Source organism: Bradyrhizobium algeriense (assembly GCF_036924595.1).
Taxonomy (GTDB): domain Bacteria; phylum Pseudomonadota; class Alphaproteobacteria; order Rhizobiales; family Xanthobacteraceae; genus Bradyrhizobium; species Bradyrhizobium algeriense.
The window spans coordinates 5,158,568-5,171,955 of record NZ_JAZHRV010000001.1 but is presented as its reverse complement, the minus strand read 5'-3'; the positions used below and the strand labels follow the sequence as shown (position 1 = coordinate 5,171,955).

General features: G+C 60.1%; 17 protein-coding genes and 1 pseudogene. 7 read left to right on the top strand and 11 right to left on the bottom strand.

Annotation, left to right across the window (positions count from 1 at the left end):
- Positions 1–195 precede the first annotated feature (195 nt).
- On the bottom strand, positions 196–447 hold the full coding sequence (locus V1286_RS25000) for a DUF1488 family protein (RefSeq protein WP_057902425.1): 252 nt from the start codon (positions 445–447) through the stop codon (positions 196–198).
- A gap of 443 nt (positions 448–890) precedes the next feature.
- Here V1286_RS25000 and V1286_RS24995 point away from each other — a divergent pair, with 443 nt between their 5' ends.
- Positions 891–1,136: a hypothetical protein gene (locus tag V1286_RS24995; protein ID WP_334483915.1), complete on the top strand. Its 246-nt coding sequence runs from the start codon at positions 891–893 to the stop codon at positions 1,134–1,136.
- A 237-nt stretch (positions 1,137–1,373) separates the two neighbouring features.
- Here the strand turns inward: V1286_RS24995 and V1286_RS24990 are convergent, their stop codons facing one another.
- Both V1286_RS24990 and V1286_RS24985 read right to left on the bottom strand, forming a co-directional pair.
- Positions 1,374–1,610: a zinc-finger domain-containing protein gene (locus V1286_RS24990; protein WP_334483912.1), complete on the bottom strand. Its 237-nt coding sequence runs from the start codon at positions 1,608–1,610 to the stop codon at positions 1,374–1,376.
- 180 nt (positions 1,611–1,790) lie between these two features.
- The gene (locus tag V1286_RS24985; protein WP_334483909.1) at positions 1,791–2,564 is read right to left on the bottom strand and encodes an RNA polymerase factor sigma-32; all 774 of its coding nucleotides are present in this window, start codon (positions 2,562–2,564) and stop codon (positions 1,791–1,793) included.
- Positions 2,565–2,914: 350 nt separating this feature from the next.
- On the opposite strand from V1286_RS24985, the gene V1286_RS24980 reads away from it, so the two are divergent.
- Positions 2,915–3,073 (top strand): hypothetical protein, encoded by a 159-nt coding sequence (locus tag V1286_RS24980; RefSeq protein WP_334483906.1) that lies wholly within the window; start codon positions 2,915–2,917, stop codon positions 3,071–3,073.
- Positions 3,074–3,318: 245 nt separating this feature from the next.
- Here V1286_RS24980 and V1286_RS24975 read toward each other — a convergent pair whose 3' ends face one another.
- Entirely contained in the window at positions 3,319–3,618 is a 300-nt protein-coding gene (locus V1286_RS24975) for a hypothetical protein (RefSeq protein ID WP_334483904.1), read from the bottom strand.
- Between the two features lie 1,323 nt (positions 3,619–4,941).
- Here V1286_RS24975 and V1286_RS24970 point away from each other — a divergent pair.
- Positions 4,942–5,133, top strand: coding sequence for a hypothetical protein (locus V1286_RS24970; RefSeq protein WP_334483901.1), 192 nt, complete (start codon positions 4,942–4,944; stop codon positions 5,131–5,133).
- Positions 5,134–5,601: 468 nt separating this feature from the next.
- Positions 5,602–5,880, top strand: a complete 279-nt coding sequence (locus V1286_RS39020; RefSeq protein ID WP_417021182.1) for a DUF2934 domain-containing protein — start codon at positions 5,602–5,604, stop codon at positions 5,878–5,880.
- Here V1286_RS39020 and V1286_RS24965 read toward each other — a convergent pair.
- A complete protein-coding gene (locus tag V1286_RS24965) occupies positions 5,858–6,082 on the bottom strand; it encodes a hypothetical protein (RefSeq protein ID WP_334483899.1) in 225 nt (74 codons plus the stop codon). The genes V1286_RS39020 and V1286_RS24965 overlap by 23 nt on opposite strands.
- Before the next feature lie 103 nt (positions 6,083–6,185).
- Positions 6,186–6,659: a hypothetical protein gene (locus V1286_RS39015; RefSeq protein ID WP_417021181.1), complete on the bottom strand. Its 474-nt coding sequence runs from the start codon at positions 6,657–6,659 to the stop codon at positions 6,186–6,188.
- Between the two features lie 569 nt (positions 6,660–7,228).
- Between V1286_RS39015 and V1286_RS24955 the strand changes: the two genes are divergently transcribed.
- Positions 7,229–7,360, top strand: coding sequence for a hypothetical protein (locus V1286_RS24955; protein WP_334483896.1), 132 nt, complete (start codon positions 7,229–7,231; stop codon positions 7,358–7,360).
- A gap of 752 nt (positions 7,361–8,112) precedes the next feature.
- Here the strand turns inward: V1286_RS24955 and V1286_RS24950 are convergent.
- Positions 8,113–8,358, bottom strand: coding sequence for a DUF2934 domain-containing protein (locus tag V1286_RS24950; protein WP_334483893.1), 246 nt, complete (start codon positions 8,356–8,358; stop codon positions 8,113–8,115).
- A 352-nt stretch (positions 8,359–8,710) separates the two neighbouring features.
- A pseudogene (ligD, locus tag V1286_RS24945) lies at positions 8,711–9,633 on the bottom strand (non-homologous end-joining DNA ligase).
- A 581-nt stretch (positions 9,634–10,214) separates the two neighbouring features.
- Between ligD and V1286_RS24940 the strand changes: the two are divergent.
- Both V1286_RS24940 and V1286_RS24935 read left to right on the top strand, forming a co-directional pair.
- Positions 10,215–10,751, top strand: a complete 537-nt coding sequence (locus tag V1286_RS24940; RefSeq protein ID WP_334483891.1) for a PRC-barrel domain-containing protein — start codon at positions 10,215–10,217, stop codon at positions 10,749–10,751.
- Between the two features lie 486 nt (positions 10,752–11,237).
- On the top strand, positions 11,238–11,360 hold the full coding sequence (locus tag V1286_RS24935) for a hypothetical protein (protein ID WP_334483889.1): 123 nt from the start codon (positions 11,238–11,240) through the stop codon (positions 11,358–11,360).
- A 358-nt stretch (positions 11,361–11,718) separates the two neighbouring features.
- Here the strand turns inward: V1286_RS24935 and V1286_RS24930 are convergent, their stop codons facing one another.
- The 3 genes from V1286_RS24930 to hspB all read right to left on the bottom strand — a co-directional run bounded on the left by V1286_RS24930 (position 11,719) and on the right by hspB (position 13,306).
- Positions 11,719–12,186: a hypothetical protein gene (locus V1286_RS24930; RefSeq protein WP_334483886.1), complete on the bottom strand. Its 468-nt coding sequence runs from the start codon at positions 12,184–12,186 to the stop codon at positions 11,719–11,721.
- A 71-nt stretch (positions 12,187–12,257) separates the two neighbouring features.
- Entirely contained in the window at positions 12,258–12,653 is a 396-nt protein-coding gene (locus V1286_RS24925; RefSeq protein WP_334483885.1) for an Hsp20/alpha crystallin family protein, read from the bottom strand.
- Between the two features lie 185 nt (positions 12,654–12,838).
- Complete coding sequence (hspB, locus tag V1286_RS24920; protein ID WP_334489873.1) at positions 12,839–13,306, bottom strand: small heat shock protein HspB; 468 nt, start codon at positions 13,304–13,306, stop codon at positions 12,839–12,841.
- Between the last annotated feature and the right edge of the window lie 82 nt (positions 13,307–13,388).

Below are 13,388 nucleotides of genomic sequence, written 5' to 3'. Positions count from 1 at the left end.
CCGACACTTCTCCACGGGTCAGAACAAAGCCGAGTGCGCGACGTACGGGCTGACCGTCGCCTCATGGATCGACTGGGGCAGGAATAACCGCAATGGACGAAGCCGGTTCATCGGATAACCTAAACGAACGGCGCTCAACAGCTAGTGGCCACGTCGTCGCTTGCGCAAGAGTTGGCGTCGAACAGCCAGCCTGCATCAAGGGTTCAGATCCTCAGTGGTCACTACAACACCGCGGTCAGAGTGCCCCTCCCGCTGCAACTTCGCGCGAGCGAGATGTTCGATCTCGGCTCGGTGCCTTACAAAGATAGCGATGAGTTGTGCATGGCCTGCGTCCCTTCTGCTCATACGCTCTCTGTTCAGAAGGGCAGTCTCCGTTACCCGGCACTTTTCGATTTTGCCGCCGTACTCCACCACGAAATGGACGTAATCGCCGCCAGCAACAACCATGAGAATGGTCCTCAGACGGGGGTAAGACTAACATATGGTGGTTTATCCGGACTCCTACAAGCGAGGGCTGCATGAGCGCATCAATCTGCCAGCGCCCATCTTCCCTAGACCGCCGCGATAAGCGTTTGGGCAATGGCCAAGCCCGCTCGCGTCGGCATCGGATCAAGCCTGCAGTAGGTCCAATTCGGCTCCGTTCCTTTAGGGAACAGGCGAATTAACGCGCTAAATGCATCGCGTGTGCGGATCCATCGCCAGAAGAAGGCACTCGGCCAAAAGTTCGGCTGCGGATTTATGCGGCATCTCTCCATCAAGGTTCTCCGGCTTCGGGAGTGCTGCGGGGTGCCGTGGCGCGCCTTTTTCTTTGCAGTAATGGGTTGCTCCGGACTTGCCCGGACCGGAATCGCACCAATCTAATAGGCATCGCTTTATATGGAGTAGCAGCGATGGCAGGGCTCAAGACCCCGCGTCAGCTGGCGGACCGGATGCGCGATCATCGCGCGCAGCACCGCGCCCGCGATGGTTTCGTGCGAGAGACCTTCACCCAGCGCCGTGACGACGCCCGCCAAACGGTCAGGGAGTTCCTCGATCACTACCCGAAGCCGGCCTACATGAGCGAGGTCGAGCACTGGCGCGAGCTGCCAGGCGGGGGGATCGAGTTCACGATGAGGCGGCTGCGAACGGCAGTCTGAACGGGAACCCCGAAATCAGATAGTCGCATCGTGCATGAAGAGACCTGCGGAAATTGCCGCTGCTGCCGCAGCTCTAGCTTCGGCCGTCGTGACGCTTGCATCCTGCCGGCTTGCATCCTGCCGAATTCGGATCGTTCATGGTCATGGTGAACCGCCCCGAAACTGCGGGACGATGGCGCCTGAGGCTGGTTGGCTGCGGCCGGCATGACGAAGGAAGCAGCGTTGCTGCTTTTTGACTCAGTCCCTGTCACCGTAAGCACAATCTGCCGGATCAGCTTCGTGTGCGCCCAAGCTCGGATCGAAGCGGAATAGCGTAGAGCAATAGGGGCAGACGATCTCACTGGCATCGCCCATCTTGAGGAAGATGTGTGGGTGATCTTGTGGCGGTTTATCCCCAATGCACTTGAACTCGCGGCAGCCAATGCGGACGATCGGCACCCCGACTTCGTTATGAAACGTCGGATAACTTTCCATCTGCAGTGCGCGGCTTAGGCGCCCGATCGATGATGCGAAGTGCCGTGCATGGATCGTCGAGCGAGGGCTCGATCAGCACCCGGTGAGCGGCGCCCCTCTCGCGTCGTTCGGTTGCCGTAAAACGTACCCATAGCGACACGTCCATCGTCAGTTTCTCCCACCAAGGGAGAGGGTTGGAAGCTAACGCACCTGTAGAGACGCCGGGGTCGCCATCGCCGCGACGGGGTGCTTCACTGCGTTCTGCACCTTCTCGAAGGCGCTCACCTCGATCTGGCGCACGCGCTCGCGCGAGACGCCGAATTCCTCGGCCAGCTCCACAAGCGTGATCTGTTCCTCGGCGAGCCGGCGCGTCTCGAAGATGCGCCGCTCGCGCTTGTTGAGCACGGTGAGCGCATCGGACAGCGTCTTGCGGCGGTTATCGAACTCCTCGCCCGCGGCGAGCGTCGTCTCCTGGTCCGGGGATTCGTCCACCAGCCAGTCTTGCCACTCGCCGGAATCGCCGTCCTCGCGGATCGCAGCGTTGAGCGAGGCGTCGCCGCCGAGCCGCCGGTTCATGCAAATCACGTCCGTTTCGGTGACGCCGATCCGCCGGGCGATGATCTTCACCTGGTCCAGCCGCATATCGCCATCGTCGAGGATGGAGATTTTGCTCTGGGCCTTGCGGAGGTTGAAGAACACCTTCTTCTGGTTGGCCGTGGTGCCCATCTTCACCAGCGACCACGAGCGCAGGATGTATTCCTGGATCGCCGCCTTGATCCACCACACGGCGTACGTGGCGAACCGGAAGCCCTTCTCCGGCTCGAAGCGCTCGACCGCCTGCATCAGGCCGACATTGCCCTCGGAGATCGCCTCGGAGATCGGCAGGCCGTAGCCGCGATGGTCCCTGGCGATCTTGGTCACGAGCCGCAGATGGCTGGTAACCAGCTTGTGCGCCGCGTCGCGAGTCGGCGACATCCAACGTCACGTCGCGGGACCAGCCCTCGGCGATGTTAAAGGCGACGATGCGCTCGGACGGCTATACTGATCGTCCAACAGGTCGCGGATAAGCGCCTCGTGGTTGGCGTCCTCTTCGGCGGTCTCGCGCCAGACTCGGCCTAGGCGTCCCAAGTCGTCCAACACTAGGTAGGTGTCCTGGTAGGCTCCCGGCACCATCGAGGGCGAGCGAGGCATACGCAACTCCACAGGGCAGCTCCAGCCCCCGGAGTCGAGTGACGGCGCAAAGAGCTGGAGCCGCGGCGACGCTTGTTGGAGCGCCGCACGATTCTACGCCGTGCGACGGAGATCGTTCCTAGGAGTGTCGCGGCTTGGTCAGCCTGTCCCCATACGTCTATGTTCGAGAGGGGCCTGACATCGGCGCCGCGGTGACCGCATGCCCGGCAGGTGAACTTGGGCTCGAGGTCGGAAAGCCGAACGTCGTCACCCCATTGGCTGGCGTCGACACGACTGAATGCGCGCTCTTGTAATCGGCGCAATCGACGAGAAGCCGGGAAGGGCTGGACTGGCGCATTTCCCCGAGCGTGATTTTCTGGGCTCGTGCCATGAGCCATATGTATCCGAAAAGGTGGTCAGGTGACTTGCGGCAGAGTTAAGCAACTGCCGATCGGCGCCGAGCGTCTTATGGCCCCAGCATCCAGCCCCGCGGGGGCCGTTTGATTGTCAATAAAATCAAAGCCCGCCGGTTCGTGCTGGCGGGCCTCATTGCGCGCCGTTAGTCGCAGCGGCGCTCCCTGCGCGTGATCCTGCGGCCGTCGTCCCGTTCGATCGTGGTAGTCTCCATGCGGCAGCGCTGTCGTGGACCGATGGTGACACCGCCTGGACCGACACCAACTGTGGCGTTGGAGTCATAACGCCGACGATCCCTATAGTCGCGGTCGTCGCGGTCTTCGTAGTGGCGCCCGGTCTGCATATCGACTTGGGCCATCTTGACGCCTTGGGCCTTGACCGGAGTGACGAGCGGGGCAGTCGTCAGCACACCTACCGCCACGACTACTAAAGCGATCTTCGTCATGGGGAGTCCTCCTTGGACTTGAAGAGGTGTAACGGGTACGAACACTGAGGGGTTCCATTAGGGAATAGACGATGAGCCGGGTGGGGCCGGACTCGCGCATTTCGCTGAGCGTGATTTTCTGAGCGCGCGGGGCTGGAGTGAGGCGTGCTCTATAATCCCGCCAATTTGATCGATCGTGAAGCCGCTGGAGCTTGGGGCCGCAGCCGGTCGCGCGCACATGATGGCGTGAGGGGAGCGACGGAGCATGCGATGCGTTCTATTATTGCCTTAGGCCTTTTGGTTGCCCTCTGTACTTCTGCCAGCGCCGCAACGGTGCATCACTTCCGCACGCGCCATCATATCACCATTCAGCCCAGCCAAGGTACGTGCGTCCCTCCGGCGTGCTACAAGTTTCCAGGCTATCCGCCCTTACCTCCGGAGGCGATCAGAACTCATGATCCGTCCACCTTCGGAGGCGGTTGACCTTTAGTCGCCGGTTCACGCTGGCGAGCCATTTGCGTTACGGGTGAGCCCCCGGTGTCCTAATGGAGATAAACAGCCGCAGGCATTGGCGCACTGCGGCTTTAGCCGGGCAAATATTCCAATCCATGGTGAAATGACGAACCGTCGGCTCCGGCTTGGTGAGGGCTGTTCGACTCCATAGCCTCAGCCTGACGTCCCCGGAGTTGGGGCTATGGCTTAGGCAAAAAGATCGGAGCCGCTCTGCGTTTGCTTCACGAACGTTCTGCTCTCGTGCCGTCACCCGGTGCCCGCCATTCGTGTTCCGCGGATCGCGCCAATTCCATCCAATCCTCAGCGAGCCGGAGCCACGCCGTTCTATCAACGTCGTCGGTTGCGGTCCTCGCGTTAGCGCGGCACTCGTCAGCCTTCCGGCGATACCGTTCTGTATCTTCAGTTATCATGCCCTATGATGCGCGGCGGGCCGATCCGTTCCAGCGGTGAGCGCGACGCTCATGACATTGCCTCCATGACCCATTCCATCCCGGGATGCTGGCGGTTCTTGACCTTGACCCAATGGTAAGGCGTGAACCACACAGCGCGCCGGAAGAATCTTAGTCACGGAAGCATCCCGCGACAGGAACGATTACCCCGCAGGCTGATTATGGGGGATGCCCCGCGCATAGTGGGACACACTCACGAACTTAAACGGTCTCGCAGTCGGCAAACTCGGGATCGCTGGCGGCTCTGGCGTGATTAGAGCTCCCGCCAGGGCCGTTTTTTAGCAGGGTACCAGACTGAACGCTGGACCTGTTTCGTTGCTCCGGCGTTCTCAGTTGAACACAACGGCCTAGCGGCAATAGCCGACGTGAGAAGGGCGCACTCATGCACGCCTATCGAGCTTACATGATCCCCTGGGACGGCCACATCATCTATCGTGTGGACATTGAATGCGACGATGACGAAGCAGCCAAAGAGCGCGCCAAATTGCTCGTCGACGGTCACGACGTAGAGCTATGGGACGGCGCGCGGAAGATCGCGGAATTCAAGACGGCACACTTCAAGACGGCGCACTAAGGTGGTCAGCAAGGTCGGCAGCAGCCGCAAGTGGTTCGAAGCGGCGGCTCGGCCGTTAGGAACGCGAACTGAGGTGGTGCGTTGAAGCGAATGGCTGGTGGTTGAAGCGATATCGCACCGCGTCCCGCTAGGGTGCGAACCTCAGCCCAAGAAGGGTCTCAGCGGTGCCGCTGGGGCCCTTCTCGAATTGAGGCAAATGGCTCCGCGCCGGCAGTGAACTTCCTCCCGAAGGTGCCGGATCGGCTAACAATTGTTATAGCCGGCGCGAAGGAGAGGCGTAGCCTCGTCGCGTTGCCCGTGTGGTGTGGGCTGCAATTGCTCTGTGAGGGCCTCAGCTCACCCTGAGCCGGGGCCTTTGCCGAGGTCGGTGGCTGCGCCTCAGCGGTTAGAAACGATCTAGTCCCCCGGCCGGCATCATCTGCCGAACCATTCCTGCGTCTTGGCCGTCATATTTGGCGGAGAAGGCCTATGGATGACGCTGAGGATCCCCTCGAACTAGAACGCAAGATTGCACAAGCGAGTCGCATCTCTTCGCGCATTACTGACCAGACGACTTATGAGCGACTTAGGGCGTGGGTAGAGGAACTGAGACAGAGGCTCGGGCAACGTCTCGCCGCCCGCCGAATGCGGGAGGAGATTAGAGCGCGGGCCCACGAACTTTGGGAACAGAACGGACGTCCCTCAGCCCGTGACCTGGAGTTCTGGCTTCAGGCCGAGTCCGAGATCAGCGAGCGCGATCGGCAGTAATCGACTGCCTCAGTGTATTGGGCCACTCGGCCGTGTGCCTCAATGTCTCTATGTGTCGATCCAGTTGCCATAGCTCAATGTCACGACCATCAACGAGCTGCTCGGCGAGCCTGATGGCTTCGGCATCATCATCGCATCGCAGTTCGACACGATTTTGGACATGGCCGTCTGGCCCCATGATGTAGGCGCGATAATCCGGCATTTCCTTTCGCCCTATGTTGGAGGCTTGATGGTTAATTTTGCGCCGGAACAGGGGGAGAGCGAATCTTTTATCTTGCTGCACTTGCGAAACTTTCGGGTTTGGCTCAGGTGATGCAACTTGAGCTAAGTGCACCGGATGAGCAGAAAGCGGCAAGCCCCCGGCCTCCAATGGCATCGCCAGGGAGGCTTACCGTCTTCGCTATCACGCGAAGAACTGGGCGCCGGCGGGCGGTGACGAAGGTCCCGGATTCGTGCATCTTGAGCCAGCCGCGTTCGAACGCGAGTTTGAGGCCCGCGCCGTACTCGGCCGGGCTGCCGCGGTCACGGAAGAGAAACGGCTCGTTGATTTTCTCGATGTGGATGCGCCCTTGCACCGGCTCGACCGCATTGGCCATTTCGAGGATCCGGCGCGCGGCTTTTTCTGGATCGGCGTACGGGCGGGCCGTGGCCCTGTCTGCACCGCACGCGACGATCCTAATCGCATCGTCGGGCAATGGCCGCTGCAGCGCCTTGGCTTCATCCCACGGCGCGCTCATCCAGACGTCGCGCTCCTCATTGGACGTCAGGATCGCCGGCATCTTCCGGATCGATGGGCTCGACGACCGCGTTCGGCGCAGTGATCAGCAAGCCGTTCTTTCCGTTCGTCGCCGCATCGCTCGCGGCGTCGAGGCAGCGCCACACGAAGTCGATAGGTGAAGGCCCCGTTGATGGTGGTCACCGAAGTCCCGTGCCGGCTGCCACTTCGGTGCGCCATCGGGCTTCGGTCGCTGCCTGAGGGCTTTGCGCCGACGATCCCCGACTGAGCTAACGATCAGCATACACTCGCCGGGAGAAAGCTGGGCCGTGGCCTTGACGTTCGCAAGGAAGGCGGCCCTGGCAGATCAAACAGCAGGGCAAGTAGTAAACCTTCGCACCGTTCCTTGACGTCGTTAGCCCGATGTTTTGAGGAAATCGTCCTCAGTTTGGGTTAGGAACGTTTGCTAATGAACTGGCATTGATCTAGGCGCCGCGAGCATCAAGCGTGGCGCGGACGGCCGGCCCCCAGTCATCGTCACAGCTGGCTGGGGGTCATCGGCCGCCGCCGCACGGAATGGCTGCCTATCAGCGCGAAGCGCTCGCTACCAATAGCCATCCTCGGTGAACGCCCATGGATCGCGTCTTCCTCGCCATCATCGCCTCGGCGCTGCTCTTGTTCCTCGGCGCGGCCGGTATGTACGTGACCAGGACCGCTGACCTCATGTCGCACGAGCGTACGGTCGGTTTCTCCGGCTCAAGATAGGTCAACGCATGAGAGCGGTTGAGCCCCGTGACGTGGGTAGCCCGCAAATAGCGGGAGCAACGCCAGTCGGCGGGCATAAACTTAGACATGTAGCCCGTCGTTCCTAAACACATCGAGTATCGCGGAAAAGACTGGCAAGGCCAGGAACGGTCTCACCCTGCTCGGCAAGGGACTGAGGCAAGTCATCAACACAATCAGTGGAGAACGAAGATGGCAAACCCGCGCCCGGAAGATAAGTCTAGCCAAATCCTCCAATGAGCAAGTTGGTTACGAGCGGCACCGGACACGACCGGCGCCCGTCTCCCGCCCGGGGCCCATCAGGCACCCGGACGCCACCGTGCGATGGCAACGAAAAAATTAGTAAATCGGTTTTGGTTTCAAGGGAGCCGCAAGAATTTTTGCGTCGTTTCGCTCATGGTTCCACGTCTGCCTCGCGGATCATCGCTTCGCTGGCGGCCTGTCTCGGTCGCGCGTTTGGCGAGGACCGGCGTCATCGCGCAACTCCTTGACGAGCGCCTTGCGATGGCTGCCGGAAACGGGCGTCGGGCGGTTCCAAGACGATTGAGCGCTTATGTAGTCTTCGCAGACGATCTGCAGCCAGCGAGGGCCGGACTGCCGATTTCCCCAAGCGTGATCTTTTGATCCGGCCGAAGGTATTTCTCGGCAGTCCAATCCCGATCGTCTCATCATTCTTGAAAATCATGCCCCTGACAGCGTCGTCGTTACCCGTCCGCCTGGCGATGTTCGAATGGCTATGCGGCGCGGTTTTTGCTTTTTCCCGATCGGGCGACCTTTGCCTTTTTAGCGGATTTCGCCGCAACCAATCCTGCGTCGGTGGACACTGCGGCGGCAGATTTGTTGCTTGAGCTCTCAACTGATGCGGTGAGAATCTCGCGTTGAGCATTAAGCCAATAGATGTCCGCTTGGCCCTCGGGTTGACCATCGGCGATCCAGAGGTGGTAGGCACGTTCGCGAATGGCCTCTTCCAGATTTGGCATAGGATTATCCCTTCATGGTGGCATAGCCCCGGCAGGTGAAGTGTTGCCCCCGTAAGGTTAACGAAATCTTAACCGTCGGCGTCAGTGGGATTTACCTAGAGATGCGCAAAAGGCTGGTGTCGAATAGGAGCTGCAGAAGCGAATCTCGCGCCGCATTCTGTCGGTTCAAAAGGTTACATAGGAACAAAAAATCGGGAACAAATGGCAATATTTCTCAGTTAAGGCCGCGCCGCTGATATCCGTTGCACCCAGGGGCAGAAGCGATCCAGTGCTGGCTGGGCTGGGGTCGCTTCGGCCATCAGCAGTGCCGCCTTCCAATGTGGCTGGCGCTGCTTGCGTTCTTGAATGCCGATCACAGATCCTCGCGCAGACCTCTAAAAAAAGGATGGCGCACCTTTCCCGCCGCGGATTTGGCGCGATATTCGATCTCGGCGTTCAGCTCGGGCTCCGCCCAGATGCCCTTGTGAGCGATCCGCTTGGCGTAGGGCTGGGTCTATCGGATCAGCGGCGTCAGCCGCTCGCGCAAATCCGCGGCCGACGTTTTGTCGAAGCCGTGGTCGACCTTGCCGGCATAGATCAGATCGTCGCCCTTGCGGCGGCCGACATAGATGCCGTCCCAATCGTTGCCGTCGAGCGCAAAGCCCGCGATGGTCAGCGTCTCGCGCTGCGCGCAGGTCTTCTTGACCCAGTCCCTGCCGCGGCCGGACGGGTAGCGGCTGTTGTCGCGGACCTTGGAGACGACGCCTTCGCGGCCGACCTCGCAGGCGTGCGCGAACATCTCTTTGCCGTCGACCTCAAAACTTTCGCTGAACTGGATGGCTGTCTTCTCGATCAACTTTTTCAGGTGCGTTTTGCGCTCGAAGAGTGGCAGCTTCCGCAAATCCTGGCCGTTGAGATAGAGCAGATCGAAAGGGATCATGACGAGCCGGTTGGACTTGCCGCGCAGCTCGTTTTGCAGCACGGAGAAATCCTGGTGCCGTCTGCTGCCGGAACGACCACTTCGCCGTCGATGATGGCACTGCCGGCATTGATCAGGTAGGCGTCGGCCGCGATCTTGCTGAAGCGCCCGGTCCAGTCGTTGCCGCGGCGGGTGAGGACCTTGATGGCGTCGTTATGGATGTGCAGCTGGACGCGGTTGCCGTCGAACTTGACCTCATGGATCCAGCGATCGCCGGATGGCACTTTCTCGATCGACGTGGCCAGCGCGGGCTCGACGAATCCGGGGAAGGGCGCCTTCACGCCGATCGTCGCCGCCTTCTTGCGCTGAAACGCCACGCCACAAAACTCCACACGAAAGCTAATTCAAACTGGCACAGGTCGAATCGTTCCGGCCGGGAAAAACTGGAAGGCTAGCGTATCATGACGCGTTGCCATGCGCGAATAGGAGGTGTTTGCAGGATGGAAGGCAAGGAAGCAATCAAGCCGCGGGCGCAAGCAGGACCGGGCGCGGGTTGCCGGCGGGCAGAATTAGGGGTCCTAAGATGGCAAGGACCAGTGGTCTTACCGAATTTTGCCGACGGGTTTGACTGCGCCCGCGCCGGGAACAGGTAACGACGAGCGTCCATGAGGGGAACGGCTTAGATGTCAGCGCGTACCGATGCGTTGGTGTCGCCGCAAGAAGCCGGCAAAATTGCTGCGTCCATCGTTCTCCGTTACGGCCGGTTGCCACGCAGCATGAACTGCCATCAACGCGCGGAGCGAGAGTATGTTTCCGGAAAAAGACGCCTTTCCTCGTTCTCGCACGGGGCTCCTGCGCCGCATGCTCCCGGCGTACTTCGAACTACTCCGAAACGCTAGGAACATTCGTTCGCAAGTTCAGTTCTAGAAGCACCGATCAACCTTCGGAGGAGGATACAATGCAGAAAGTCTTAGCCGCGGCTCTCCTGAGCGCCGCCGTCTTCAGTGCTCCCGCTTATGCGCAAACCGCCCAGCCCACGGATCGCGCGGCTCCCGCCGCGACGACTGCCGGCTCGCAGGAAAAGATGGCGCTCAAGGGAAACTGGCGCGCGTCCAAGCTCATGGGTCTCGACGTCTATAACGAAGCCAATGAAAAGCTTGGCGACATCAACGAACTGATCCTGGACAAGAACGGCAAGGTTAATGCCGTGGTCATCGGTGTCGGCGGCTTCCTGGGCATGGGCGAGCACGACATCGCTGTATCCATGGACAAGCTCAAATTCATTGAGGAGCCGGTGCGCACCAGCTCGACGGCGCCGGCAACGACGACGCGCGAGACGACGACCAAGGAAACAACGACTGGCGCGGCCACGACCACCACGACGACTGCACGTACCGCTGATGCGAACGACTGGATGCCGGACCACGCCGTGATGAGCGGTACCAAGGAACAGCTCAAGGCGATGCCGCAGTTCAAGTATTCAGACTACAACTGAGCATCCGATATTTCGGCTGATCAAGGCCCCATCACGGTGGGGCCTTTTTCATGGGCCGATCACGAAGCGGGTCCGGCAAACAATGTCTGATGCTCTCACAGGAAAGGAATTTAGGAACGTTGAACATGTTGCAGGATTAGTCGATCGTATCGGTGAGATACACTCAGTCAGAAACGTGAGCTTGGACGGCCTCAGCTTGTGAAGATACAGCTGGGGCCGTTTTCTCGACTCATTCTGTTCGATCTTGTTGAGCGCTAGGAACCATTCGCGTTGTGTGTGGAGTTTATAGCTTCCGGTTTCATCCGCCGTGATCGGAAGCGATTGGAATGACGGCCTTGGCGCCCCGCCGCACTGAGGCCATTTTCGTTGCGCCTCTTCGGTGAGCAGTCTCATTCACACCAGCGCAGCCGGATTTACTTGCTCCTGCTGCACCTTCCACGACACGCTGAGCGCGACTCAGGGCGCGGACCGCTCCTCGAGTTCAACGTGGGGTCCCATCCCGGCGACAGCACCCATTATGTCAACGCGAAGGACATGCTGTCGCTGTCCCTTCTGCAGGCGCGGTTGATTGATCTCAAGCTGCCGATCAAGATTGTGGAAGGCGATTAGGGGCTACTCCAGCATCCGCGGCCAAGAACTGGTTATCGGCCCGCAGACCGTGCTGGAAGCCAGAACCTCGTTGTTGCCGGCGAGGTGACTTGCACGGGATGTGATGTTGACAGTGATTCACTGACATCATTGTCATCACGAATTTCGGGTTCGCCCGTATGCAAGCCGGCGCGAATTGCAGCCGAGCGGCCGAACGCCAGCGGTAATGGCCATCAAAAGCTGCAAGTACTCCGCTGCCGAGTTTTTCACCTCGCGAAGGGCGACATTCGTTACATCGCATCCATCTGACTGGTCTGTCCTATGTGCTGATTGGCAAACTGGGAGGCAGCTGACTACTCGACCTCTGCAATGTTCAAAATCATGATTCCAACTCTATTTGCGTTTGAACAGACCGAACGATACGTTCGAAGGCAGCTTTGGCCGGCTGATCGTCAGTATTCCATTCCATTGTCCAATTCGGCTGACCTTCCAGTTTCTTGAACGTGGCGATGTCGTAGGCGCCGCCGGAACGTGAAAGCCACGCTTTGAGCGTTGGGTGATCATGGACCAGGGACCAAACCCTGGCTTCGATATCGCGCCGGGCAGCCTTGACCGGATGCAGCTCATATTTTCCCTGAAGGTGGCTGGCGATCTGGTCGAGGCGCGTGTAGCAGGCCACAGAGACCTTGTTCTCCTTGCCTGCGATCCCAAAGCCCCAATTGGCGCCAGGCCGTGGCGTGGGTCCAAAGATGAAAAGATCTTCCAGCTCGTTGCACTCGACGTGTTGGCGAGCCGCCGCGAGCATCATCTGGCGCAGTTCTTTTTCGCTCCTCCGTTCCTTGACCACGCGGCATCTCCCTGCATGCAAATAACGCCGTCGTCCGGGTGCTCACCGATCGAGCGCCCGGACGGATGCGGTCAGCCATTGCGATTGATCGCGATGCGGCGGACATTCTTCGCTTCGGCGGATTTCGGCACCGTTACGGTCAGCACGCCGTTCTTGAACGCGGCGGAGACCTTGTCCTCCTCGACGTCCTCCAGCGGTATGCGCCGTTCGAAGCGACCATAGTACCGTTCACTGAAGCGACGGGCCTTGTCTTCCGACTCCGATTTCTTCTCGCCGGAGATCGAAAGAACGCCATTTGCGATTTCCAGGCTGACGTCCTTCTCATCGAGACCGGGTAGCTCGGCGGTGATGCGCACCTCCTTGTCCGTCTCCTCGATGTCGATCTGCGGCCAGCCGAGCCTATCCAGAGTCCGCGAGGCAAACCCGAACGGTGCAACATCGAATCCGCGAAATACGTCCTCGAACATGCGATTCATTTCGCGGTGCAACGCAAGGAATTGACGTACCTCGGAGGCGCGCTGGAAACCAACTTTCGCGTCCCTTGTTGTTCCAGGGAATCAGATCCTTGATAGCCATGGTTGTGTTCTCCCTCGATAAGCGACCTCCGCCGCGGACGGGACCGTCGCGGAAGTCAGTTAAAGTCTGACCGCGGTCAGGCGTCCGCTTGGCCGTCGATCTGCCGGACATTCGGAGCGGACGAACCCGCGATGGAAATCCGACGCGGCTTCATGGCCTCTGGCAGCTCTCGAACCAGTTCAATCCGGAGCAAGCCGTTGTCAAACGCCGCTCCCTTGACCTGGACGTGGTCCGCCAGATTGAACTGCCGCTTGAAAGGCCGCGATGAAATCCCCTGGTAGAGGAATTCGCCCTGTTGCTTCTCGGCTTTCCGGCCTTCCACGGTCAGGACGCTTTGTTCTGCGGTGATCTCGATTTCGTCCGGTGAGAAACCGGCGACCGCCAGCGAGATCTGGTAGCGGTCTTCGCCCACGCGCTCGACGTTGCACGGCGGATGATTGTCCTCTGAGCCGGTCTGCTGCTGCGCGGCATCGACGAGGTCGAAAAGGCGGTCAAAGCCGATGGTCGACCGCCAAAGGGGAGCAAAATCGTAGGTAGTCCTCATAGCCAAATCCTCCGTTGAGCAAGATGGATACGAGCAGGCCCCGGACACCTCCGGCGCCCGTCTCAGCCGGGCCCCCGAAGGG

What these genes read in the sequence shown, in the direction of transcription:
- V1286_RS25000 (WP_057902425.1), bottom strand. Translation starts at nt 447, where the DNA reads ATGGTTGTTGCTGGCGGCGATTACGTCCATTTCGTGGTGGAGTACGGC.
- V1286_RS24995 (WP_334483915.1), top strand. Translation starts at nt 891, where the DNA reads ATGGCAGGGCTCAAGACCCCGCGTCAGCTGGCGGACCGGATGCGCGAT.
- V1286_RS24990 (WP_334483912.1), bottom strand. Translation starts at nt 1,610, where the DNA reads ATGGAAAGTTATCCGACGTTTCATAACGAAGTCGGGGTGCCGATCGTC.
- V1286_RS24985 (WP_334483909.1), bottom strand. Translation starts at nt 2,564, where the DNA reads ATGTCGCCGACTCGCGACGCGGCGCACAAGCTGGTTACCAGCCATCTG.
- V1286_RS24975 (WP_334483904.1), bottom strand. Translation starts at nt 3,618, where the DNA reads ATGACGAAGATCGCTTTAGTAGTCGTGGCGGTAGGTGTGCTGACGACT.
- V1286_RS24970 (WP_334483901.1), top strand. Translation starts at nt 4,942, where the DNA reads ATGCACGCCTATCGAGCTTACATGATCCCCTGGGACGGCCACATCATC.
- V1286_RS39020 (WP_417021182.1), top strand. Translation starts at nt 5,602, where the DNA reads ATGGATGACGCTGAGGATCCCCTCGAACTAGAACGCAAGATTGCACAA.
- V1286_RS24965 (WP_334483899.1), bottom strand. Translation starts at nt 6,082, where the DNA reads ATGCCGGATTATCGCGCCTACATCATGGGGCCAGACGGCCATGTCCAA.
- V1286_RS39015 (WP_417021181.1), bottom strand. Translation starts at nt 6,659, where the DNA reads ATGCCGGCGATCCTGACGTCCAATGAGGAGCGCGACGTCTGGATGAGC.
- V1286_RS24955 (WP_334483896.1), top strand. Translation starts at nt 7,229, where the DNA reads ATGGATCGCGTCTTCCTCGCCATCATCGCCTCGGCGCTGCTCTTGTTC.
- V1286_RS24950 (WP_334483893.1), bottom strand. Translation starts at nt 8,358, where the DNA reads ATGCCAAATCTGGAAGAGGCCATTCGCGAACGTGCCTACCACCTCTGG.
- V1286_RS24940 (WP_334483891.1), top strand. Translation starts at nt 10,215, where the DNA reads ATGCAGAAAGTCTTAGCCGCGGCTCTCCTGAGCGCCGCCGTCTTCAGT.
- V1286_RS24925 (WP_334483885.1), bottom strand. Translation starts at nt 12,653, where the DNA reads ATGTTCGAGGACGTATTTCGCGGATTCGATGTTGCACCGTTCGGGTTT.
- hspB (WP_334489873.1), bottom strand. Translation starts at nt 13,306, where the DNA reads ATGAGGACTACCTACGATTTTGCTCCCCTTTGGCGGTCGACCATCGGC.